This is a genomic window from Vibrio ouci (assembly GCF_004551525.1).
Taxonomy (GTDB): Bacteria; Pseudomonadota; Gammaproteobacteria; order Enterobacterales; family Vibrionaceae; genus Vibrio; species Vibrio ouci.
Genome location: NZ_SATR01000010.1, coordinates 49,535 through 72,941, shown reverse-complemented (window position 1 = coordinate 72,941; position 23,407 = coordinate 49,535). Strand labels below are relative to the sequence as shown.

Here is a 23,407-nt window from a genome sequence, read left to right as displayed (position 1 = left end):
AGGAATCTAAAATGAATATCTACTCAAACGCATTGGCGGCCGACACTCATCTAGACGTTGAAGGCTTATTTACCGAAGGATTTGGTCAGTATGATGACTGGATTGATGAAATGTGCCAACAGTTTCTGCACTCTAATGACAGTTGTGATCCCATACCGGTCAGTGAGTTGAAAACCCTGTTTACCGACACCACGATGCCTGCCCAACAGCAATCTATGGGGCAGTACTTGGACGAATTTCAGCATCAGATCTTGCCTCATTGTTCGCATCTAGCGTCGCCGACGTATGTTGGACACATGACATCACCGTTACCCAATTTTGTCAGCCAGTTGTCACGATTAGTCATGATCCTCAACCAGAACATGATGAAAATCGAATCTTGTCGAGGCCTCAATTTCGTTGAGCGTCAGGTGCTGGCGATGTTGCATAAAGAAGTCTTCCATCTGGATGATGCGGCCTATCTGCAAAATGTTCAGGATGCGAACGTCAATTTTGGTTGTTTTACCAGTGGCGGAACGGTGGCTAATATCACTGCGATGTGGGTGGCGCGGAACCAACGCCAAGCGGCGTTGCAAGCGTCGGGTTCAAGAGGGGTGATCATCGGCTCAGAGCTGATGCATTATTCGTTTGATAAAGCCGCCGATTTGCTGGGGCTGGATCTGATCCGACTCCCGTTTGATGATCAGTATTGCTTGCCGCTACCGCACCTTAAGCAGGCGTTAAGTGAAGCCCAATCCCAAGATCAGCCTGTTGTCGCTTTGGTTGCCATCGCAGGCACAACCGATTTTGGTAGTGTCGATCCGATTGCCGAGATGGCCGAACTTGCGCGTGCGCAAGGGGCGCATTTGCACGTGGATGGCGCCTGGGGAGGGGCGATGGTGCTGTGTGAGGAGGGCAAAGCCATGTTATCTGACATCCACCTTGCCGATTCCGTCACGATTGACGGCCACAAACAATTGATGACACCGATTGGTTGTGGTCTGTTGCTAACACGCGACGTGGCGACCTTAGGCAATATTCGTAAAGAGGCCCCCTATGCCATCCGGAGTTCCTCGCTGGATCAGGGCCGTTTTACTCTCGAAGGAACTAGGCCGGCGATGGCGTTGTATCTGCATGCCGCCTTTCATCTCATTGGCAAATCGGGTTACGGTGAGCTGCTGTCGAAGAGCTTAGCCAGAGCGCAGATGCTGGCTGAGATGCTCAACGAGACGCAAGAATTTGAACTGGTGCATGCACCCAAAATGAACTTAATGGTTTACCGTTATTTGCCCCAAGGTTATCGAGGTCGACGTCTGACAGAGCAGGAGAATGAGTTCGTTAACACGTTTAATGTCGCCTTACAGAAACGCCAACGCGCTCTGGGCAACACATTCGTCTCTCGCACTAAACGTGTGACTAACCTGTACCCTCAGCAGCCTCTGGTCCTATTCCGCGCAGTGATGCTGAACCCGTTAACCACGCGCACGCATTTACAGACTGTGATCGCGGACCAACTGGTGATAGCTGAAAGTCTCGAACGGGAAGTCCGTGATCAAGACCTAGATCTCGGAGGCATGCAATGAGCGACCAAGCGATTGCAATCGTCGGGATGGCGGGGGTGTTTCCTCGCGCCAACAGTGTCGAGGCACTGTGGCAGCGGCTACTCAACAAGCAAGAGACCATCGAGACGCTCGCACGAGAGGACTTGGTGGGTAAAGTTGACCCCGCTTGGCTCGATCACCCTGATTATGTCCGCCGCGCGTCATGTTTGGAGGCGCCGGGGTTGTTCGATGCCGGTTTGTTTAACATCACGCCAGCTGAAGCGGAAATGATGGATCCCCAGCACCGATGGTTCCTGCAGATCTGCTGGCAAGCGTTAGAAAATGCTGGCTACCCTGAGCCAGAGATGCGGGGCCTAAAAACCGGGGTGTTTGGGGGGTGCTCGATCGGGACGTACTTTGCAAACAACATTCTCGGCAACCCGAAATACGCCGATCGTGATCCCGTGAGTATCATGATGGCCAACGATAAAGACTTTTTGTGCACGCGTGTCGCGTACAAGCTCAACCTGACTGGCCCGGCGATGACCATCCAGACGGCGTGCTCTACCTCGTTAGTGGCGGTGCATCAGGCGTGCCAAGCGTTATTGTCGGGGGAATGTGATCTGGCGTTGGCCGGCGGTGCCTCTGTGTCTGCTTATGGACCCATGGGTTATCTTTATACTCCGCAGGGGATACGTTCGCATGATGGTCATTGTCGGCCGTTTGACCATCGCTCATCAGGAACATTGTTTGGCGATGGCGTGGGTGTCGTTACATTAAAACGCTTGGAGGATGCGCTGTCTGATCAGGACTACATTTATGCGTTGGTGCAAGGGTCAGCCATCAACAACGATGGCGCGAGCAAAGCCGGTTACACTGCGCCAAGTCTTGCTGGTCAGACTGACGTCATTCAAGAAGCCATGCAGGTCGCGGGGGTGGAAGCATGCGATATCGCGTTTGTCGAGGCTCACGGGACCGCCACTGAATTGGGGGATCCGATGGAACTGGCTGCGCTCAAAGCGGCGTATGGTGAATGTGAGTCCCAGCGCTGCGCGATCGGCTCAATCAAGTCCAATATTGGCCATTTAGATTGTGCCAGTGGGATTGCAGCGTTGATCAAGGCCGCCAAATCGATTGAACAGCGAACGTTGCCGGCCACCTTGCATTACGAACAGCCCAATCCGCGGTTGGGCTTGGAATCAAGCCCGTTTTTTGTCAACGCAAACACAATGCCGTTACCCCAAACGGGTGACGTATTTGGGGCTGTCAGTGCGTTTGGCTTTGGGGGAACCAATGCCCATTTGGTGTTGTCTTCTTCACCTGACACGTCACGTGCGTTAGGCGGGGTGTATGATGCGTAGTACTGCCCTTCATATTTTGCAATGGTCGACCCCCACTCATCGTCAATCCCTCGAGACTGTGAGGAGCTTCGCACAAGCCGCTCCCTTTAGACAACATGCTCTGCAGGACATTGAGTGGACATTACGGCATACCAGAAAAGCGTTTTCCCATCGGGTGGCTTGCGTGGTGGATCCTGACTTACCGATGGAAAAAGGGTTATCACGACCGCTCGTCGCCTCTGCGGCGAGTGAGCAACTGGTGTACGTGTTTACTGGCCAAGGCAGTCAGTTTTCGGGCATGGCGTCTGGGATCTATCAGCGTTGCCCGGCGGCACGGGCGATGATTGACCAAGGGTGCGGGTACCTCGAACAGCAGTATGGAGTCGCGTTGTTGCCGCTGTTAACCCAGCGCAGTGCAGCCAATGACGTCGCTCTGCAGGATACTGCGATGGCGCAACCGGCTTTATTTATTCTGGCCATGAGCTATTTGATGTCGCTCGAACGCAGTCAGTTGGTCTGCGACACCTTGGTGGGTCACAGCTTGGGCGAGTTTGTGGCGGCGTGTTATGCCGGGGTATGGGATTACGAGACGGCCTTGAACGTGGTGTTTTTACGCGGGCGTTTGATGGCGAGTGCCCCCAGTGGGGCGATGCTGGCTTGTCAACTGTCCGAGGCGCAACTCGACACGGTTTTGGGCAGAGATTGGTCGCAGCGTATTGATTTGGCCGCCATCAACAGCCCGACCCAATTGGTGTTGAGCATCCCAGACCGCGAACTGGCTTGGGCAATGGAAGCGCTGGAGGCCAAGGTGGTTCGTTACACCCGGTTAAGGACCTCCCATGCTTATCACAGTCGAACCATGAATGCGATCCTGCCTGAGTTTTCCTCTGTCATTACCCAGTCCTGCCCTCAGCTTCCCCAGCGTACGTGGTACAGCAATGTGACTGGCAAAGAAATTGACGTACAAGCTGTGACGACTGCCCAATATTGGTGTGATCATCTGTGCAAGACGGTGCAATTTAGTGACGCCGTCACAAATATCCATCGTCAGTATCCCAACGCGTTGTTTTTTGAAATCGGTGCCAAATCTCAGTTGAGTCCGGTGATCAGTGAAGTGACCCACTCGGTCGCGGGGGTCGCTAATGATCCGGAACGTTCACCGGAGGACCAGTGGTTGACGACGTTGGCGACATTGTGGGTGCATGGTTTTGAGATCGACTGGCGCGTATGGCGAGGGAATGAAGGCCGACGAGTCCCTCTGCCCGGCATTGCGCTCGCGCCACAGCACTTTTGGGCGGATCCTAGTGCGACGGTCATGCCACGGGAAGAGCAAGCGACAGCGCCTTGTCCACCGTCGACCGAAGCGCCGGATGTTAAGCGGCTATGGTCGATGATATTAGGTATCGACGCTGAGACCTTATCGGCGGAAGACCACTTTTTTGCCTTAGGCGGCAGTTCGGTTGATTTACTGGATCTGGTACGACAAATCACCGCGTCCGGCGGACAACTGTCGATTTCAGACGCCTATCAATGTCTGCATTTACATGCGATGGAAGACAAGGTGAACGGTGGTCGCTGCAGCGCAGACAACGAGGCGCTGTTGCAAAGTGACTGGGTCAAGCCATTCGAATTGAGTGGCCTGTCTCTACAAGAGAAACAACGCATCACAGCACAATGGAAAACGCGAGGAGAAAATGGTGGAACTTTGGAATAACTGGGTGTCGGACGCGTTCCCATTGACGGCGATGCAGTCGGCCATCCTCAATCAATCGTTACAGTCGAAAGAGACATTGTACATTGAGCAATTGGCGGTTGAGATCACGGGTGACTATCAGGTCGAATTGAATCAGAAAGCTTGGCAAGCTGTGGCCGATGCTCATCCCGCCTTGCGCACACACGTCTATTACTCGGGCTTAGCCGAGCCCCACCAAGTGGTATTCAAACCTGCTCAACACACGATTCCCTGGACGTTTCATGATGTCAGAAGTGAGGTGTTTGATCTTCACCAATACGCTCAACAAGACAAAGCCGCCGGTTTTGAGCTGGAAAACGCTCCTTTGTGGCGCGTTGGTGTGTTTCAAGTGGCAGATGATCAATACTACATGCTAGTGAGCGTGCACCATTTGATCATTGATGGTTGGTCATTTGGTGTGTTGGCCGAAGAGCTTGCTGACGTGTATGCCGCCCGGTTACGCGGGGAAAACGGGTCATTAGCCCCCGCGCCGTCACTTGCCCACCATATTAAGCGCGTGTCGCTGAGTGATCCTACGGCGGCGACTGCGTTCTGGCGAGACAAGTTAGAGGCCTTCGAAGTGGGGAAAGGGCTGGATCTCCAACAGGGTCATTCAGGGGCGGGTCAAGCCAGTGTTGAGGTACTGCAGTCCCAAGCTTGGCGTGATGAGCTTCAAGCGGGGTGTCAGGCATTAGCGATCACCGAAAGCAGCCTGTTTCAAAGTGCGTGCAGTTTGGTGATGGCTCGTTGGACGCATGAGGATGAGGTGGTGCTTGGTATGACGACGGTGATGCGATCGCTCGATCAATTCGATGAGTCGCGGATTGTCGGCCCCTTGTTGAACACTCTCCCTCAGGCGTGGCGGTTTGATTGGTCTCAGTCGTGCAGTGCGTACTTGCAGGCGCGTCATCAGGCGTTGAGCGCGAGTTTTCAGCATAATCAACTGCCGCTGAGCGATATCATGGCTGCTGCAAAGTGGGAACCGGGCGCCATGCCGTTTCAGGTGTTAACGGTGTTTCAATATGAAGAACAAGCGAGCCCCCTAGAGCGGTCGATGCCATTTCAGGTGTCGCCAGTTCTCGCGGAAGAGTCGGTCGGTTATCCCCTAGCGATCTATGCATGGCCGGGTGACAAGTTCAAAATCCAATTGAGATACGAGGCTTCGCGCTGGAGCCCTGCCTTGATGACGACGTTGGCGAATGCAGTCGGTGACGTCATGCTATCGTTGATTCGTCTCGGTGATCGGCCGTTGAAGGCGTTGGCGACGACAGGCGCATCGAGTCCAAATTTGGTGTGTCAAAGTGCGAAACGCTCTCCTCTGATCGGCCATCGCTTAAGGCAGTTAGTGGCCACTCAGCCTGAGTCGGCCTTTATGGAAGATAGCCTATCTGGGCGGACAATCAGCTATGCGGAAGCTGGGCAAAGGATCACAGCACTGATGGCCTCACTGGTTGAGCAAAGTGTGAAAAAAGGTCAGGTGGTGGCCTGCTTCAGTCGTAATGAACCGGAATCGATTGTGCAAATGTTGGCGGTCATGGAGGTGGGAGCCTGTTACTTAGGTCTTGATGCGCAATACCCTGAACAGCGTGTGCTAGAGATGTTGTCAGATAGCGGGGCGGCGCTGCTGCTATACCATAAGGCGATCCCACAGGGATTGAACGACCACTGTGTGCAGCATCGTGTCCGGATGATTGACGTCGCTGACGCCAGCATTGCCGAACCGATCCCGCCGATCGCCACCGTGATTGAGCCCGGTGACGTCGCATACATGATTTATACATCTGGGACGACTGGTAAGCCGAAAGCTTCGCTGAACACTCATGACGGGTTAGCCAGCCGCTTGGCGTACTTGTCCTCGACCATGGCGTCATCTCACCGTTTGTTGCAGTGTTCAGGCATGAGTTTTGATGCGGTGATCCTCGAAGTGTTGATGCTGCTGTCAAGTGGCGGGACTTTGGTGTTTGATGAGATTGATTCAGTGCGTAACCCGCAGTCGATCACGGCACTGATCCAATCGCATCGGATCACGATGATGTTCCTGCCTCCGGCGTTGCTGACTCATGTGGCGGTGAATGAGGTGGACCAACTGTCCTGGGTTGGGGTTGGGGGCGATCGTTGCCCGCCTGCTTTGGCGCAGGCATGGGCAGTTCGAGGACGTTTATACAATTTCTATGGCCCTTCTGAAGCGAGCATTTACTGTGTGGCCAACCCGGTGCATGACACGCATCAATATGACAGCATCGGCCTTGCGTTGCCTGACGTCCAGCTCGAACTGGTTGATCAGTGTGGCCATGCAGTCCCTGCGGGTGTGTCTGGCGAACTGCTTATCGGTGGTGTGGGGGTGGCAAAGGGGTATCATGACAGAGCCAAATTGTCGTCTGAGCGATTCGTGCTCCGTTACGGCTCCGGATGTTATCGCAGCGGCGATCAGTGCCAAAGGGATGAACACGGTATGATCGCTATTCTGGGCCGACTGGATGCACAGATAAAGATCCGGGGTGTTCGTGTTGAACTGCCGGAGCTTGAGCAGGCATTGGCAGCGTGTCGGACGGTGAAAGAAGCGCGTGTCATTCCCAGCCTGCAAGGTGGCCAAGTGGAGGCACTGCATGCGTTCTATCTTACCGAAGGTGACCGTCCGATTTCGAATGAGGTATTGCGTCAAGATTTGGCCCTTCGCTTACCTCATGCAGTGATCCCTTCGACGTTTACGTCTCTGCCAGCGTGGCCACTGACCGCGAACAACAAAATCGACCTCAAGGCGTTGACGGCGCGAATCACGCGCAAGTCTGAATCGCTGACACCACTCAGTGTGATTGAACAACAACTGGTGTCGATGCTGGAGCAGGTGTTGCACGGTGAGGTGCTTTCGCTGGCGGACAGCTTTTTCGCCATTGGAGGCAGTTCGTTGCAGGTAGCACAGTGTGTGAGCCAACTGAGAGAGACGTTCGGGGTCGATGTGGCGATGAGCGAATTCTACCAATTGCCGTCCATGCAGGCCCTGGCTGATTGGCTCCAACTTAGACAACAGGGGCATAAGGCCCCTCTTTCGGAAATCGTGACCCAGTATGATCTCGATGAAGAATCTGTGCTGGCGCCCGACACCCATAGCCAGGGGCTGGCTTTGGCTCAAGAGGGCCAATGGTTACTGACGGGAGCTACGGGTTTTGTGGGGGCACATTTGTGCGCGAGTATTCTAAGAAACACGTCGAAACAGGTGGTGTGTCTGGTTCGTGCCCACGATGCCAGTCAGGGTTTGGCCCGAGTACAATGCCAGCTGAAGGCCTTGGCATTGTGGCGTGATGAATACCACGATCGCCTGTCGGTTGTTATCGGTGACTTATCCTTGCCTCAGTTAGGGTTAAACGCTGAGAGCTGGTCTGGATTGGCACAATCTGTCAGCCATATCATCCACTGCGGCGCTTGGGTGAATTTTGCTTACCCTTATGGTCTACTCAAACAGGCGAATGTGGAAGCTACCCGCTCGTTACTGGAATTGGCCGCAACGTCAACGCACAAATCGTTGGATTTCGTCTCGACCATGAGTTTGATCTCGGCGGCATCGGATCTGACGCGAGTTTGTGAATCTTCTACGATGCCGAACTGGCCCTATTTGATTGGGGGATACAACCAAAGTAAGTGGGTGGCAGAGCAATTGTGTTTGCAAGCTCAGTCTCGTGGTCTGGATGTATCCATTTACCGATTGGCGAGTATGGCGGGTGATCAGCGAACAGGCATCAATAACGAAAAAGACATTATTTGGCGTGCCGTTCAGGCATGTGAGTTGTTGGGGGCGTATCCCGAGTCAGCGGCGTTGGCGGATCTGACGATGACCGACGAGGTGGCGGATGTGATGGTCCGTGCGAAAGTTGACGCCTTTCGTCGCCCAGTCTGGCATATGAGTCAGCCTAAACCAGTCTCTTGGTCGAGTCTGTATCAGCAAACGTGTGTGAAAGGCAACGTCTTGTCAGCGTTGGCTGCTTCGTCGTGGCGCAAGGCGTTATTGACCAAGCTCGAGCAGTGCCCTGAATTGATCAATTTGGTGCCCTATACCGTCGAAGAGGACGACGACGCTCAGCGAGCGCCTCTCGTGGCAGACTGTCAGTTAACGCAAGGCTACATTGAGGCATTAGGGCTGTCATTGTCTGCGGTCAGTCCCGCGCAGTTTGCTCGATATGCGGAAGTGTTGACGTCTATCCAACCAGAGAGGTGAGTGACTCACGGTTGAGAAACACCCCAAATACAACGAGCGATTGACCATCGCTCGTTTTTTTTATGCAAATCGCTACCTCGAGTGATAAAAGTCCTCCCGATTGTGAATGGTAATCATTCTCGATTGAAATGATAATCGGCACACCATGGCTACTATCAGCACAAGACAACAAGGCGAGGGCGAAAATCGATGAGTTCGCAATGGAAACTGGATGATCCATTGAATCAATCCAAAGTTAATCTCCACTTTCAAGCGTGGGTTCGTTTTATCATTCGGTTCCGGTATTGGGTTATCTTGGCGACGGTGTTACTCGTAGTAGGGCTCTTTACCCGCTTAGAAACCTTAACCTTTGAGAACAGTAACGAGAGCTTTCTCCCGGTGAATTCTTCTCTCATCGCAGAGATGGAACGGTTCAAAGCCACCTTCGGCAATGAGGATACGTTGGTCTTGGCGATGCCGCTGTCTGAAACGGCACCTGAGACGACCATTGCCCTTCTCAACCAACTGACTCTGGAACTGGAAACGTCGGTCCCATATGTCCGTGCCGCCACGGGCATCAATAACCTAGAGAAAATGCGTTCTGTCGGTGACGGCGCGATCGTGATTGACACCTACCTATCGGGCACAGAATCCACATCACAGTTGCTCGAGAAAATTCATCAACTCTCGCAAGATGAGTTGTATCAAGGTCTGTTTGTCTCGCGAGATGGTCAATATCTCGGCGTGTTGGTGGAACTGTATCCTTACCCAACCGATGAAGTGGATCCGAGAAAAAACATAGCGCCTGCCATTGCCGCATTGCTTGAAAAAGAGGTGTATCGCGACTTAGGTATTGTCGCGGTTGGGGATCCCATCTTTGATGCCGAAATGGAGCAGATCAGTAACGACGAAACGGGAACCTTATGGTTGATTGCCCTAGGTCTGGAGATGCTGATCATTGCCTACTTTACCCGTTCCGTCCGACTGACTTGGGTGCCGATCTTAGTCATGGCGCTGGCGAATATTGCCGTGTTCGGCTTGATCAGTTTTATTGGTTGGAAACTGACGTTCTTTGTCACTATTGTCCCAAGCCTGATCATGTGTATTGGTATGGCAGATTGTATCCATATTGGCTGTGCTTACCAAGATGAACTCGCGAGTGGCAAATCGAAGAATGATGCCTTAGTGTCCGGCAGCGCGAAAGTGGCGTTGCCGTGTTTCCTGACCACTTTAACGACGGCGATTGGTTTTCTTTCTTTTCAGGGAACGGCGATCATTCCGATTGGTCAACTGGGTGTGTATTGCGCCATTGGTGTGTTTGTCGCATTGGTGTTCAGTTACTGTTTGGTTCCGTCGCTGCTGTCGTTTGGTCGCAAGCCGATCTCGGCCATGAATCGTCACAAAAAAGACTGGATCGATGTCAGTTTGGAGAAAATGGCGGAGAGCGTGATCCGTGCACCGAAAGTCTGGGCGGCGGGCTTTTTGGCCACGTCATTGGTCATGGCGGCCGGGATCGCGTTTGTCAGTTTGGACACCAGCCCAATTGAAAACTTGTCGCCAAGAACAGAGTTGCGTCAAAAGGCTGATTTCATCGATCAGAAGATGGGTGGAGCCATGACATTGGATATTGTTCTGAGCAGCCGCGACGACAGCCCGTTACTGACGGTGGATACACTGACCCGAGTGGAAGCACTGGTTGCAGCGCTCAAAACCAACCCACATGTGGTGACGGCAAGGTCTATCGTGGACATCGTCAAAGAGTCAAATCGTGTTCTGCTGCCTGAGCAAGGTTCGGCATTGCCGACCCAACAAGGAACCTTGTCAGATTTCCTGTTCCTGTATGAAATGGGCGGGGGTGAGATGTTGGATCAATTTGTCAGTTTTGACTCTAAGCAGATACGCATTGCCGTGCGCACCCGTGCGGTGTCAACAGAGCAAAGCTACGCCATTATTCAGCAGGTCGAATCCTATGTAGCCAGTACGTTCGATACACATATTGACGCCTCAGTAACAGGCCCTATCGTCCACATCAAGGAAACCTCAGACTACTTGTCTAAAGGCCAATTCGACAGTTTTATCTGGGCATTTGTGGCCATTTCTCTGGTGCTGATCGTGGTGCTGAAGTCTTGGTCATTGGGCTTATTATCGTTGTTGCCGAACGTCTTACCTATTTTGGTCTCTGTGGGACTGATGGGGTGGTTGGATATGCCACTCAGTCAATCGTTAATCATTTTCTCGCCGTTGATTTTGGGGGTGGCGGTGGATGACACGATCCACTTTCTAAGCCGATTCAAAGTGGCGTTCGACCAAGAGGGTGATTACGCGGAGGCGATTCGCTATGCCATCACCAAAGCTGGGCGTCCATTGGTGTTTACCACCACGATACTGAGTACGGGGTTTTCTGTCTTAACCCTATCGGTTCTCAATGAGAGCGTGATATTTGGTTATATGTCGGGCATGGCGTTTTCCTGGGCGTTACTGGCTGATCTGATCTTGCTCCCCGCTCTATTGCTCATCTTTAAGCCCCTCAAAAACACGCAGCCGCTGAACTCCGTTCAAGCGAACAGATAAAGGAAATAAAACATGCACTTAAAACTTACTGCTTTGTTGCTCTCTTTGGTCGCGCCTTTGGCGGTGGCCGCTCCGAGTGGAAAACAAGTCATGATCTGGTTGGATACCGCAGAATCGAGTCGTGATGTCACCCAAGACATGGTGATGTTGATCAAACGAGACGATCAGCTCCTGAAACGTGTGCTCAAAAGTGAATCGATTCGCACGGAAGAAGGACGCAAGTCGTTCATGGAGTTTTCCTTACCTGCGGAAGTACAGGGGACACGTTATTTAACCTGGTCGTATGACGACCCCAAGGTGGTGGATGACATGTGGTTGTACCTGCCTAACGCAAACTTAACCCGTCGGATTTCGGGCTCGGCCAACAAAGGGACGTTTATGCGCAGTGACTTGATTAACGAAGATCTGCAAAGTCGCTCTGTCCAGGATGACGCCCACAATCTATTGCGAATGGAAGCGTGTGGAGATGTGCAGTGCTATGTGGTTGAAAGTATTCCGTATGACGCCAAAAGTTCATCGTATCAAAAACGCATCACTTGGGTGAGAGAAGACATTCATCTGGTGCATAAGATGGAGCGTTATTCGAAACAGGGCAAGCTGTTGAAGACGACCTGGTATGGCGGCCACAAACAGTTTGGAGACTATTGGATGGCGCAGAAAATGATCACGAAAAGCGCGGTCAGTGAAAGCGAGACCCTGATCCAATTCAACAATATCCAGGTCAATGTTGGGTTGACCGAAGCGGACTTTTCTCAAAGCAGGTTATAGTGAACAAGTGGTTACTTTTATCCGTTGTCAGTACGGGGGTTTATGCCGATGATCCATTCGCCAGCTTCGACGATGTCGCGGTAGAGTCGAGTGCGTCAAGCGTCGGGCTGACGGGTTATGCCCTGTCCACCATGCAATACCGACTGCGTTCCAGTGAGTGGGGAAGTGTCCGGCAGCGGCTCTGGCTTGAGCCTTATTATCGGCCTGAGCATAAGGGCTTGACCATAGAAAGCGCCTTTTCGATAGACTGGGATCCCGCGGTTGGGGTAAGAGAGCACGCGAAAGAGTGGGATGTCCAGGTGCGTGAATTGTATGCCTCGATCCTGCAATCTCAGCGCACCATCACCGTTGGCAAACAAATGATGATTTGGGGCTCAGGGAGTGCCTTATCCCAAGGCGCATATTTTAATCCGACAGACAGCTCCGATCCTTTGGCATCGGGATTGGCGATCAACTATCTCGCGACGCCAGCCTTACGGTGGCGTGAGTACGTGGGGGATGATGTTTTTGATGTGATTGTGACGGCTGAACCTAGTGTCAACACATTAGCGCAACAAGGGTCGATGTGGGATCGCTCACCGCCCATCGTGCGGGCGGCGTTCGATCGAGAGTCGCTTGATGAGCCCGTCGAGCTTGGACTTGGCTACCAGATCAACCGCACCGGATTCGACCTATTCGTCGGCGGGGCGTATATCTATCAAGATGACCCAGCAATCGTACAACAGTCTCATGAAGTGCGACTCGAACGCGACAAAACGGTCAGTGGCTTTGTTCATTGCAACGTCAACTATTGGGGGGGAGTGGCTCAGCTGCAGGCACGCTACGATGACAAAGTGCGAGTGGTGAAGACTGATCAGATAAGCGCATCGGTTGAGCAGTGGAGCTTGTTGGTGGGCTGGAGTGGCTATCTTCAAGAGATCAGTGCCGAAATTGATGCCTTGTTGTCACGTCAGACACAGGGTGATGTCATCCCCCAGATTAGTCAAAATTATCATTATGAGTGGGCCCAAGGTGTCTGGGCTGCGGATGTCGGAGGGGTGTACAACTTTGATGATCATTCTAGCCTGCTGGAGATCAAGCTCAGTTATAAACCGTCTGATCGCTTGGAGTACTCGCTCGGTTATAACGGTTTTTATGGTGATACGCAAAGTAACTACGGGGCATTCAAAGCCAATACTATGGCGGTCGCACGCCTGAATGTTTATTTCTAGTCATGGTCGGTGACAACACTCAAAGACGAATATTATTAAGGGGTCAACGTGAATACTCAGTGGCTGACATGCTATAAGGCGAACCCAAACGCAAAGGTGAGGTTGATCTGCTTTCCCTACGCGGGGGGGAGCGCCTCTATTTTCCATCCTTGGTTGCAATGGTTACCGGAATGGGTTGAATTACACGCCGTGCAACTGCCCGGGCGAGCAGAGCGGATCGGTGAGCCTCACATCAACAGCATGCAGGAATACATCCGTGGCATCCAAGCCGAATTAGTCGCCTTAACGGACAAGCCCTATCTCTTGTTTGGTCATAGCATGGGCGCTCTGGCTGCGTTTGAGGCGTTGGTCATGCTGCACGAAGCGAAGTTACCTTCGCCCGAGCATTGCTTGTTCTCCGCTGCTATGGCTCCGGATAGACCGCGTCGAATGAAGCCCATTAGCGGGTTACCTCAAGCGGCATTTGTCGAAGAGCTTAAAAAACTGAATGGGACGCCTGAGCAAGTGTTTCACACCCCAGGTCTGATCGATTTCTGTCTGCCCTACATTCGGGCTGATTTTTCCGTGGTTGAACGTTTTAAGACAACGTTCAGTGGTCAGTTGCCAAGCCGCTCAACGGTCATTTATGGAACCGATGACAATATGACAGAACAGGATATGCGAGAATGGCAACCTTTTTTCACCGACGAGATCAACGTTACTGCGTACACGGGGGACCATTTTTTCATTCATGATGAGACGAATATCAGGGCGGTGATTAACCAGTTGTTCAGTGAGGGCTTACCATTGACGAATGAAGTTTACGGGGAGAATCGCGGTGCTACTTCCGATTGTGTCTTCACGTAAGCTGACGAGTCATTTGGTGTTGGGAAAAGAAAAGCCTTTTGTCGACTTTATTGAGTCTTGTCGCCGACATCCGTTTGCTGATTATCACCCTGATATTCGTGTCTATGCCTGTCATTATCAAGCTGAGAAGTTTTGTGGTGATATCTACGAAAAATTGACGTTTGATGAACCCGAGCATATCCGTAAAGCGGTCACAAAGCGCCGCGCGGAGTTTTTGGCAGGCAGAATTGCAGCGATGGTGGCTCTGGAGTCATTGGATGCACGTGAGGTCGGGGTGGCGACGGGGACGCATCGAAACCCAATTTGGCCCCAGGGTTACTTGGGCTCAATCTCTCACACCAGTGAACGGGCCTTGGCGGTGGTCGCGCCTGAAGGGAGCGTGACGTATGTGGGTATTGACCACGAGGCGATGATCCCAATGAATGTCGCAACCAAAATCGCGCCTCAGATCCTGAACAGTGATGAAATGCAACTTTACTATCAACTGAGTATTGATTTTGACCAATTTTGTACCATTGTGTTTTCAGTCAAAGAGAGCGTGTTTAAAGCCATTTATCCTAAAGTGGAAAGGTACATCAATTTCAGTGAGGCTAGGGTGACGCAGATTTGTGTCGAGAAGCAACGATTTGAACTTGAGCTGTGTTCGACGTTGCTGCGTGACGAGTTGCCAGCCGGCAAGGTCTTTCATGGTTGCTTGCTGATCTATGCGCATTCCATCACCACTCTGATCTGCATGCATTAAGTTCGGCCCATCGCTGGAACCATAAATAGGCGAAGACGAACGCTGAGCTGATGGTGGCGCGTAAGGCGGCCTTCATCCCAGTTGATCCGATTCGCTTGACGTTATTAAGACACGGTAAGTTGCTTCATCATACCGGTGTCTTCATGTTCCAAAATATGGCAATGCGCCATGTACGGAAACTCACGGTTTACAGGCTGGTCAAACTTAACCAGCAGTTCAGTTTGGCCTTTTGGAAACACAGGGACGGTGTCTTTCCACCTCATCAGATTCGGGGCGGGCGGTTGCCCGTCAATCGCAAATATCTGAAATCGACAGCCATGAATATGAAAAGGGTGGAGCATGTTTTTATTGCCCTGCTGAATCACCCAGTGTTCAAGGGGACCGCTTGGAAAACGGAAAATATCCTACGTTAATGCTTCTTGTACGACTTTATAAGAAGTGGACCCCAATGGTTGGACACATAAGCTAATTCCTTAAGTGGTTGATCCAGCTCATGCAGCGTATCTCTGCCTACCGAAGTAGGCTTCATCTGGGGTGAGGTTATTGAGTCCTTGATGGTTACGCTCTTCATTATAAAACACCATGTAGTTCCCGATTTCAAGCTCTGCTTCTTGGGGTGTGATGTAAGCCTTTAGGTAAACCTCTTCATATTTTAAGCTTCGCCAGAGTCTTTCGATAAAAACATTATCTACCCAGCGGACTTTGCCATCCATGCTGAACCGTATCCCACGGTCGAGTAAGGCTTGTGTGAACTCTGTGCTAGTAAACTGACTTCCTTGATCAGAGTTGAAAATATCTGGTGGTCCATAGTGTTGGAGTGCCTCCTCAAGAGCTTCAAGACAAAAGCTTGTATCCATCGTATTTGATAAACGCCAAGACAAAACCTTACGGCTAAACCAGTCGATAATGGCAACCAAGTAAAGGAAGCCTTTAGCCATCGGGATATAGGTAATATCAATAGCCCACGCTTGATTTGGGTAGGTAACTTCGATATCACGCAATAGGTAGGGATAAGCCTTGTGCACCTTATTTGCAATAGTCGTTTTAGGCTTGGGATAAATTGCACCAATGCCCATATCACGCATGACCCGAACAATACGTTTACGATTAACGTTATGCCCTTTATTAATCAACTCGTTTCGAATGCGTCTGCTGCCCATGAACGGATACCGGAGGTGAATTTCGTTGATGATACGTCGTAATTCCACTTCCTCAGCGGAGAGTCCTATGGGCTGATAATAAGCCGTAGAGCAAGTAATGTTGAGAAGCTCACACTGGCGTTTTATCGGTAACTGGGTGGATTTATCCAGCGAATTCTTTCGCTGTGCCCGATCTAGCGACCGAGCACTTTCGCCAAAAAATCATTTTCCATGGTCAGTTGACCGATCTTTGCGTGGAGTTTATCGACTTCTTCAGTACTTTCTTTGCTTAGCTGACTTTCAGAAGCAAAGAGCATCGCTGCATTTTTGAGCAGTTCTTTTTTCCAAGTCGATATTTGGTTGGCGTGTAAGTTATATTTCTGTGCTAGTTCAGCGAGAGTTTTATCACCTTTAGCGGCAGCAAGTGCCACCTTAGCCTTAAACTCAGGAGAGTGGTTTCTACGTTTTCTAGTCATAATCTGTTCCAGTTATTCTGGGTACTATCAAAACAGATCAATCACTTAAAGTCATGTCCGAAAATTGGGGGCCACTTCTCTATCGTTCGAGCACATCAGCATAGCACTGGTGCTGCTACTGAAAACTCAGAGCAAATAGGAAAAAGTCGCGGGGGCAACTCAACCAAAATTCACTTAGCTGTAGATAGTGGAGGCTTACCGATTTTCTTTGACCTATCCGAGGGGCAATGACACGATGTTGTTCATGCAAATAGCTTGGTTGGCCAACTTGATGAAGTGAACACTGTCGTTTGCGATAAAGGGTACGATAGTGAATCATTTCGCTGTTTTGTTCGCGAACGTGGTGGAGTGCCTATGATTGCCAAACGTAATTACGGTCAGGATATTGATAAAGCAAGCATGGACTGGTGCTTATATAAATACCGACACTTGGTTGAAAATGCGTTTGCAAGAATTAAACATTATCGAACTATTTCAACTAGATATGACAAGCTAGAGAGAAATTATGCCAGCATGGCTTCACTGGCATTTATGTTAATGTGGTTGCCGATGTATTGCTGACCAAAATACGTACAGCAAAGATCATTACGCCCTAGTATTACCTGTCTTTGTACTTCCCAAAAGTTTGAGTTAGTAGTTAGGAGTAGTAACCGTAAATTTAACCTCATTTACGGTTGAATCTGAATTTTCCAGAAAATTGGGATGAATGGGAGTAAGATTAAACCGAAAATTTAATAAATTTTACGGTTGCATCAGGTGATTTGTACATTGGTATTTTTTCTTCAGCTTTTTTTGCTCTTCTGGATTGCTTTTCTCGAGCTCCTTCTCATATTCATTCATATGTTTCGAGAGCCAAATGTGAACTTTTTGCGCATAGAGAGCAAAACACCAATAGCTAAACTCAATACTAATACTATACTTAAAAACAACATCCTAGCCCTCTTATGATTTATATAGACGCGCTAGTTAATACTAGCGAACAACCCAATCAATTCCACTGTGGTAGCTATCTTCCATGAACCATTTTTCGTTCATAGCATATACAAAAACACGATGCTTAGATTAATTCTAGTGTAGCAAAACCAGCTTGCCATTAATTGGAAAGAGCATGCAACTCTCAAGCTTCGAGACATTTCCGTGTTAAAGTTATCAAATTACGTTATTTATCACCTATTGTGTAAGTGTAGTTAGATTCGGAGGTGCTTTAATGTTTAGTGCAGCTTATGAAATGCTTGGAGGCGAAAAGCGCAAAGCTCACAGTGTAAGCGATAGTCTAAAAATCATTCGTCAAGGGCTTCCAGTCGGAACGTTGGATAGAGGAATGTTAATTCTTGGTCTGACTAAGACAGAGTATGCGAAAATTATTGGCGTTAATCTGCGTACTCTCCAGCGCAAAATGAAAGAGCCGAACGCAACGCTAAGCCCAACGGCCAGTGAACATGCACTTATGCTGATTGATATGATCAAAGAAGCAGATGGGTATTTTGGTGATCGTGATACGACATTACGCTGGTTAAATAAACCTAGTTTGGTGTTTGGTAAAGAAACACCACTTTCATTCTGTGACACAATAACCGGTATCATTCTGGTGACAGAAGAGATCAATAAGTTGAAATACGGATATACGGTTTAAATGTAAATCTACCGATTGTCACACAGCAATTTTGCTGACACGGCTAGGAAATTCAGTCTGTTTGGTTTCTGCGATTTAGGACCTTAGACACACTATGATTGGTTACTAGAGTGCTTGTTCCATCTTATGCCGCGTATCTCTGCCTTGAGCTGTAGGTTACATCAGGAGACATATGGGCTATGGTTGTGACTCGACATATCTACCTGAATTCTTTGAGATAAAATCATCTCAAGAAATATCACCATACTTGATACGATTTAATGCATCTAAAACGCGTTTTAAGTCACCTTCAATCACTACTTCTAGCGGAGTGAAACCAGACAGCGCTGGAATTGCAGAAGTTAACCATTCTGTTCTCAAATCAGAGTCGTCAAACACATTCTCCATTTGATCTTTTAAAGTAGGGTGTTGTGAAAGAATGTACTCTATAGACTTTGATTGGATATCGCTCTCAAGTCCGACTCTACACAGAGTCCATGAACCATCTTTATTGTCCAGCCATTCGATTTGATCGCCTTCATCCCATTGCAATTCTTTTTGCAGTATTTCTGGAATGTTGAGGAAAGCTTCACCATCACAGGTCTTCTCAATTTTTACTTTCATTGCTGCTTAGAACCTCATTCTATCCGTATGGTGGGTTTATGACCCGCTTAGTACGCTATGATAACTCTTTATCTAGTTTAGCATGGCTTGCTTCTGCTCGCTTAGGATGCTTCTGGGCTTCTATAGCGCTGGCAAAAGTCCTAAGCTTGTGGCGACCTAGCCGTGTGATATCCGACACCATGATGTTTTGTCGAGAGGTGGTGAGGGAAGATAACTTCCGCTCACGTAGTTCTATATTGGTGGCAGACACATGTTCTTCGAGTCAATCTGATATTCGAATGTCGCCAATTATGTCTGCCAAGTCTAACAGTTAATAGATCATGGGAGCTTATTTGCTGTTTAGGTAGTCTAATACGACTTCATGGTGATCTTTGGTCTTGAACTTGTTAAATACATGTTCAAGGTTACCAGACTCATCAACCAGGAAGCTTGTTCTTACAACGCCCATATTTTCACGCCCCATAAACTTCTTGAGTTGCCAAACACCGTACTTCTCACATACTTCATGTTCTTCATCGGCTAGTAGACTAAAGTTCAGCTCTTGTTTATTGATAAAGTTCGTGAGTTTTTTTGGAGTGTCAGGGCTGATACCAAGCACAACAACATTGTGAGCGTCTAGTTCAGCTTTTGTATCTCGAAGCCCTTGAGCTTGAACCGTACAGCCAGGTGTTGAGGCGCGCGGGTAGAAGTAGAGTAGAACTTTCTTTCCTTTCAGTTCTGAGAGGGTAACTGGGTTGCTGTCTTGATCATTCAGGGTAAAATCTGGTGCAGTTTGTCCAGCTTCAATTGCCATCGGTTTTTCCTTACTTTCTAATTTTATGTTATCTGCCGTAGAGTGATCCGCTACGTCGTGTTCATGTTTTTAATTCGTTAGAGCGCCCATTTTTATCGATAAGTCACTGCCCTGTCTAGTGATTGCACTACACGGAGAACTTTTATCTAAAATCTCCTTTGATAAGATTATCGGGTCTTGCTCTAACGACTTTATCCATTGCTTTCTCTCGTTCACTCTCATGCAGAATTTCCATGAACTCTTGAACCATCTTGATGTGATTAGCAGCTTGGATAGCCAATGCTTGCTCATGACTTCTGGCAAGGTCGAGGTACTCTTTTTTCTTTCTATTTGCTTGAGCCTTATCTAGCTTTAACTGCTTAATTTCAGATTGTAAAACATCAATTGGCGTTTGACTGGAGTCACCTTGTGCAACCCGATCTTCAAGAGATTTTGTCTTGATCATGACTCGAACATCTTCATGCCTACGTAGTGCACCAACCGAGAGCCCCGCTTCTTTCTCGACGCTGCTGTTGTTGATTTTTAGCTTACCTTCTCGGGCCTTTTTTCTTAGCGTCTGGTTCTCTGGCTTACCTTCTAACAGTCGCTCTAGAGCTTTTATTAGCTTGTTTTTTGTGGCTAGTGTCATTACACAGTTACTCCGTAGGGGATCAGCATTTTTTCAACTTCTTGTGGTATCTCAACAGGCTCATAGTTGATCGCTAGGTCATTCATAATGCGTTCAGCTGCCGTAATTTTGATATACGCTTCTGACGCTGTTTGCGGTGTTAGTTCATCATGTTCAATATCCCACAGCATATTGATTTCAGCTTCTTTGCGTTTGGCCTCGGCAAAAACGGCATCGACAATATAATCATTCTTACAGTCCACGCACTCTAATAGGTTTACTTGTGTGCGCAGACTACAACTTGTTGAAGTGCAGTAAACACCTGGGGCTACTGCATGAATGTGGCGCTTTTGATCCCGGATTTGTTTTTTCCAATAATTAAGCGATAGCGTGTCGTAATCGAACCTATCTTTGAACAGGTTACGCTCACCTTTCATCATGTTTTTGGTGAACTCTTTACCCTTACCGCCAGCGACACGTTCTTTATTCGCTAGTTTCTTATAGATGTTGAGGTAGACCAGCGCTTGTTGGTCAATTCTTTCTTCATCAATGGCGTGGACCAAGCTTTGTTTTTGCTTTCTAATTTTCTGGAATTTACTGGCATTCTTAGCGTAATGGCGTGTCATTGCCATCGATACATGGCTGAACTGCTGCTTTAGTTGTGGATATGCGCATAGCTCATACCCGATAAGGTAGTAAGCAAACGAACGGCGGAGCTGATGCCCTGAGAATTCATAGTCATCACCCACATCAAACGAAAGGTTAGGGTCGGAAACCTTCAAATCAATCACATCGTCATTGGTGAGCGCAAGTTTCTCCCCCAGTGTGCCTTCAAACCAATAAGTCAGATGTTTTCCAAGTTGGTCTTTACTTATAGCACCACAGTCCTCTTTTACCTTATGGAAAAAGGCTTTACAGTCAGGATGTTGCTTTCTAAGTGGCTCATGTAAAGCCTGTAATATCTCGTAAGCCTTTTTACCAACTTCTGTAGTGACAAATTCATCCTGCTTTGATTGAGAGCCTTTGGTGGTTTTTGATAGGTCTGCATGAATAATATGAATTGTTTGTCCAGATATTGTTTCTGTTGTGCACCCATTTGCGGTATGTAGGTGAAAGATTTCATCTGACCGCATTCCTGTTCGAGACATCAACGCCCAAAGACAACCTCCGTTGAGTTGCTTAAACAAAGACTGTGCCTCTACAAGCCCAGTTACTGTCCTGTTGCCAATTTTCAATGTTCGCTCTGGATGGAATTTGTTGATGTAATCAGTTCTTATTTTGGGTTTATATCTATGGAGTAACTCAAGGGTTGCTTTTTGTGATGGATTACTTAGTGCAAGAAAAGCGGCTTGAAAGGCGATTGATCTTTCCTTTTCGCCTCTATCTAATTTCGTTAAATACCAGATAATTCCGCCATTCTTTCGTCTCGACGCATCGCTAACAAGGTATTTGGCATATTCTTGATAGGCTTTGAAGGAGGCTCAGAGCTCTGCCTGCACCACTCTCGAAATATACTTGGTTACTGGTCATTTCTCTCCAGCGACTTGATTGAAGCGATATAAAGTATTCATTGGGTTCAATTGCCCATCTGCTCATTAAATTGGAGCTGATAGGGCTAAGCCCGTCCCAGTCTTTAGGGGGTTGCTCCGCATGACCTCGTTTGAGCAGCAACCTCTCATATTTTTTTGAGCCTTGCTTATCTGCACACTCAGTGGCGAATTGCTCGATATCTTGGATTAGCGTCTTATCCGCAGTCGGAATAGAGAAGAGGAGATTCTCACCATTTCGGTATTTCATAGAAACACTGATATTTCCATCGACGTTTTTCTCTGAGTAGGAAAGTGGTAGTAAAATACCTTTTAGTGACTGGTCTGTATAACACGATAAAATACAATAGGCGGTATTCATAGCGCCTCGTGTGGCTGTTGCTTTTGAGCACGGACGAGTTACTTTACTTACGGTTACTCTGCCAAGTTTATTAGTTTCTTTGTTTAGTATGATAACTTGCTGGTTTCGATAGCTGTAAAATAGCTCTCTAAACCATCGAAGGCAGGATGCCCGATTGGGAGAGAGTAAATTTAACTCTACCACTAGGTGTTTGTTTATGTCTTGCAAAAGAAACGTGCTGCTTATCTCCTCTTGTTCATTTAGTGTGAAAAGTAACTCCGAGCCTTCTTCACCATCACCATACAGTGCTGAAAGTGTCTCAAGGGTCTTGATAAACTTCACGCCATCTCGCTTATCAACATCGAAACTCTGGTTGGTAAGAACAGCATCTACCGTTTTGTTTGCCCGTGCTTTAAAGCTCGATACCTTAACCACTTGCAAGCTTTTATCCCGTTCATCAGTATGAATCGTAACAGGATGAGCGACGCACTTTACGTCGCTATCGTTTAGTGAGGTAAAAAAGCACATTAGGTGATAAGCCGCCCCCATCGCCATGTTAAACGCAGCGGAAGATTTTACTGGTATACCCGCTTTACTCGGCCTTTGGGCCTTGAGAGATGTTTTAATTGAAATGACTTTTTGGGGCCCTCCCAAGTCAATAACGACAGGTAATTCGTCAGGCAGGGCTAAGCTTTCTTTTTTTGCCGTGATGAGCTGTGAGGCTAGAGTGAAAAACAACGCACTCAGCCTCGTGACAAGAATTTTTTCTTCAGCATCAGAGTAACCTCTATATGGGTTATTCTCACCATTAAACCCTCGGTGGTGAGTTGCCCATAAGTCAGCGGGCAGTCCACTCCATGAAAGGGCGGTGCGAAGGTATGAAGCAATATTAACTGCGGTGCTGAGCTTAATCCCCAGTTCATCTCCGTGACTCATTTCCCATAGTTTTTTGGATGGGGTATGCACTTTAATGCGATGTCGTAATTCACCATCATTCCCTACGTATTTTAAGTAGCCAGCCTCAGAGAAGGGGTCAACGTTGACGGCGTCACAAAAGGCAATGAACGCCCGTAATGTATCATAAGCTTTCGTGACAGTAGCAGGTGAGTTTCCATTATCAACATACTGCTTGGCTTTTTTGCAAAAGCTTCTTAAATAAGGAATGCGGCTTTCGATTTTGACGTTTTCTCTCAGTACACCAAGGTGTAATAGGTGTGATATGTCAAACTCACCCTCTTTCCTGCTTCTACTATCCTTATAGGGAATGGTAAATTGTAACGGAGCGACATTTTTACTATTTCTTACATGCCTAACAGTCTTTGAGCTTTTGGCTAGTGGACTTTTTGCCAT

17 protein-coding genes and 2 pseudogenes are annotated in these 23,407 nt (G+C 48.8%); 12 read left to right on the top strand and 7 right to left on the bottom strand.

Annotation, left to right across the window (positions count from 1 at the left end):
- The first annotated feature begins 11 nt into the window (after nucleotides 1-11).
- The 9 genes from ELS82_RS08725 to ELS82_RS08685 all read left to right on the top strand — a co-directional run bounded on the left by ELS82_RS08725 (nucleotide 12) and on the right by ELS82_RS08685 (nucleotide 14,919).
- Nucleotides 12-1,562, top strand: coding sequence for an aminotransferase class V-fold PLP-dependent enzyme (locus ELS82_RS08725; RefSeq protein WP_134835151.1), 1,551 nt, complete (start codon nucleotides 12-14; stop codon nucleotides 1,560-1,562).
- A complete protein-coding gene (locus tag ELS82_RS08720; RefSeq protein WP_134835150.1) occupies nucleotides 1,559-2,881 on the top strand; it encodes a beta-ketoacyl synthase N-terminal-like domain-containing protein in 1,323 nt (440 codons plus the stop codon). The genes ELS82_RS08725 and ELS82_RS08720 overlap by 4 nt, the downstream gene beginning before the upstream one ends.
- The gene (locus tag ELS82_RS08715; RefSeq protein ID WP_134835149.1) at nucleotides 2,871-4,574 is read left to right on the top strand and encodes an acyltransferase domain-containing protein; all 1,704 of its coding nucleotides are present in this window, start codon (nucleotides 2,871-2,873) and stop codon (nucleotides 4,572-4,574) included. Before ELS82_RS08720 ends, ELS82_RS08715 begins: the two co-directional genes overlap by 11 nt.
- The gene (locus ELS82_RS08710; protein WP_134835148.1) at nucleotides 4,555-8,802 is read left to right on the top strand and encodes a non-ribosomal peptide synthetase; all 4,248 of its coding nucleotides are present in this window, start codon (nucleotides 4,555-4,557) and stop codon (nucleotides 8,800-8,802) included. Before ELS82_RS08715 ends, ELS82_RS08710 begins: the two co-directional genes overlap by 20 nt.
- Before the next feature lie 189 nt (nucleotides 8,803-8,991).
- Nucleotides 8,992-11,352 carry an efflux RND transporter permease subunit gene (locus ELS82_RS08705; RefSeq protein ID WP_134835147.1) on the top strand — a complete coding sequence of 787 codons (2,361 nt, stop codon included), beginning with the start codon at nucleotides 8,992-8,994 and terminating at the stop codon, nucleotides 11,350-11,352.
- A 12-nt stretch (nucleotides 11,353-11,364) separates the two neighbouring features.
- Nucleotides 11,365-12,120, top strand: coding sequence for an outer membrane lipoprotein-sorting protein (locus ELS82_RS08700; protein WP_134835146.1), 756 nt, complete (start codon nucleotides 11,365-11,367; stop codon nucleotides 12,118-12,120).
- Entirely contained in the window at nucleotides 12,120-13,331 is a 1,212-nt protein-coding gene (locus tag ELS82_RS08695; protein WP_134835145.1) for a hypothetical protein, read from the top strand. Before ELS82_RS08700 ends, ELS82_RS08695 begins: the two co-directional genes overlap by 1 nt.
- A gap of 48 nt (nucleotides 13,332-13,379) precedes the next feature.
- The gene (locus ELS82_RS08690) at nucleotides 13,380-14,177 is read left to right on the top strand and encodes a thioesterase II family protein (protein WP_134835144.1); all 798 of its coding nucleotides are present in this window, start codon (nucleotides 13,380-13,382) and stop codon (nucleotides 14,175-14,177) included.
- Nucleotides 14,149-14,919, top strand: a complete 771-nt coding sequence (locus tag ELS82_RS08685) for a 4'-phosphopantetheinyl transferase family protein (protein ID WP_167489265.1) — start codon at nucleotides 14,149-14,151, stop codon at nucleotides 14,917-14,919. The genes ELS82_RS08690 and ELS82_RS08685 overlap by 29 nt, the downstream gene beginning before the upstream one ends.
- Nucleotides 14,920-15,023: 104 nt before the next feature.
- Here the strand turns inward: ELS82_RS08685 and ELS82_RS08680 are convergent, their stop codons facing one another.
- Both ELS82_RS08680 and ELS82_RS08675 read right to left on the bottom strand, forming a co-directional pair.
- Nucleotides 15,024-15,320 carry a multicopper oxidase domain-containing protein gene (locus ELS82_RS08680; RefSeq protein WP_134835142.1) on the bottom strand — a complete coding sequence of 99 codons (297 nt, stop codon included), beginning with the start codon at nucleotides 15,318-15,320 and terminating at the stop codon, nucleotides 15,024-15,026.
- Nucleotides 15,321-15,410: 90 nt separating this feature from the next.
- A protein-coding gene (locus tag ELS82_RS08675) for an IS3 family transposase (protein WP_134835141.1) occupies nucleotides 15,411-16,534 on the bottom strand; the annotation gives its coding sequence in 2 pieces (ribosomal slippage) (nucleotides 15,411-16,282 and nucleotides 16,282-16,534; 1,125 coding nt in all).
- A gap of 78 nt (nucleotides 16,535-16,612) precedes the next feature.
- Here ELS82_RS08675 and ELS82_RS08670 point away from each other — a divergent pair.
- Nucleotides 16,613-17,095: pseudogene (locus tag ELS82_RS08670) on the top strand (IS5 family transposase); the annotation flags it as partial.
- Between the two features lie 646 nt (nucleotides 17,096-17,741).
- Nucleotides 17,742-18,167: an Xre family toxin-antitoxin system antitoxin gene (locus ELS82_RS08660; protein ID WP_134835140.1), complete on the top strand. Its 426-nt coding sequence runs from the start codon at nucleotides 17,742-17,744 to the stop codon at nucleotides 18,165-18,167.
- A 228-nt stretch (nucleotides 18,168-18,395) separates the two neighbouring features.
- Here the strand turns inward: ELS82_RS08660 and ELS82_RS08655 are convergent, their stop codons facing one another.
- A complete protein-coding gene (locus tag ELS82_RS08655) occupies nucleotides 18,396-18,770 on the bottom strand; it encodes an MbcA/ParS/Xre antitoxin family protein (RefSeq protein ID WP_134835139.1) in 375 nt (124 codons plus the stop codon).
- 38 nt (nucleotides 18,771-18,808) lie between these two features.
- Between ELS82_RS08655 and ELS82_RS26290 the strand changes: the two genes are divergently transcribed.
- The gene (locus ELS82_RS26290) at nucleotides 18,809-19,084 is read left to right on the top strand and encodes a response regulator (protein WP_167489263.1); all 276 of its coding nucleotides are present in this window, start codon (nucleotides 18,809-18,811) and stop codon (nucleotides 19,082-19,084) included.
- Nucleotides 19,085-19,098: 14 nt separating this feature from the next.
- Here ELS82_RS26290 and bcp read toward each other — a convergent pair whose 3' ends face one another.
- From bcp to ELS82_RS08630, 4 genes and pseudogenes are all read right to left on the bottom strand, one after another.
- Complete coding sequence (gene bcp, locus ELS82_RS08645) at nucleotides 19,099-19,563, bottom strand: thioredoxin-dependent thiol peroxidase (protein WP_134835138.1); 465 nt, start codon at nucleotides 19,561-19,563, stop codon at nucleotides 19,099-19,101.
- A gap of 142 nt (nucleotides 19,564-19,705) precedes the next feature.
- Nucleotides 19,706-20,191, bottom strand: a complete 486-nt coding sequence (locus ELS82_RS08640) for a bacterioferritin comigratory protein (RefSeq protein WP_134835137.1) — start codon at nucleotides 20,189-20,191, stop codon at nucleotides 19,706-19,708.
- Nucleotides 20,191-21,642 (bottom strand): annotated as a pseudogene (locus tag ELS82_RS08635) (site-specific integrase); the annotation flags it as partial. The pseudogene ELS82_RS08635 and the gene ELS82_RS08640, both read right to left, overlap by 1 nt.
- Nucleotides 21,608-23,407: a hypothetical protein gene (locus ELS82_RS08630; RefSeq protein ID WP_244230770.1), complete on the bottom strand. Its 1,800-nt coding sequence runs from the start codon at nucleotides 23,405-23,407 to the stop codon at nucleotides 21,608-21,610. The gene ELS82_RS08630 and the pseudogene ELS82_RS08635, both read right to left, overlap by 35 nt.

Coding starts and splice junctions, on each gene's coding strand:
- ELS82_RS08725 (WP_134835151.1), top strand. CDS start 12: ATGAATATCTACTCAAACGCATTGGCGGCCGACACTCATCTAGACGTT.
- ELS82_RS08720 (WP_134835150.1), top strand. CDS start 1,559: ATGAGCGACCAAGCGATTGCAATCGTCGGGATGGCGGGGGTGTTTCCT.
- ELS82_RS08715 (WP_134835149.1), top strand. CDS start 2,871: ATGATGCGTAGTACTGCCCTTCATATTTTGCAATGGTCGACCCCCACT.
- ELS82_RS08710 (WP_134835148.1), top strand. CDS start 4,555: ATGGTGGAACTTTGGAATAACTGGGTGTCGGACGCGTTCCCATTGACG.
- ELS82_RS08705 (WP_134835147.1), top strand. CDS start 8,992: ATGAGTTCGCAATGGAAACTGGATGATCCATTGAATCAATCCAAAGTT.
- ELS82_RS08700 (WP_134835146.1), top strand. CDS start 11,365: ATGCACTTAAAACTTACTGCTTTGTTGCTCTCTTTGGTCGCGCCTTTG.
- ELS82_RS08660 (WP_134835140.1), top strand. CDS start 17,742: ATGTTTAGTGCAGCTTATGAAATGCTTGGAGGCGAAAAGCGCAAAGCT.
- ELS82_RS08655 (WP_134835139.1), bottom strand. CDS start 18,770: ATGAAAGTAAAAATTGAGAAGACCTGTGATGGTGAAGCTTTCCTCAAC.
- ELS82_RS26290 (WP_167489263.1), top strand. CDS start 18,809: ATGACCCGCTTAGTACGCTATGATAACTCTTTATCTAGTTTAGCATGG.
- bcp (WP_134835138.1), bottom strand. CDS start 19,563: ATGGCAATTGAAGCTGGACAAACTGCACCAGATTTTACCCTGAATGAT.
- ELS82_RS08640 (WP_134835137.1), bottom strand. CDS start 20,191: ATGACACTAGCCACAAAAAACAAGCTAATAAAAGCTCTAGAGCGACTG.
- ELS82_RS08630 (WP_244230770.1), bottom strand. CDS start 23,407: ATGGCAAAAAGTCCACTAGCCAAAAGCTCAAAGACTGTTAGGCATGTA.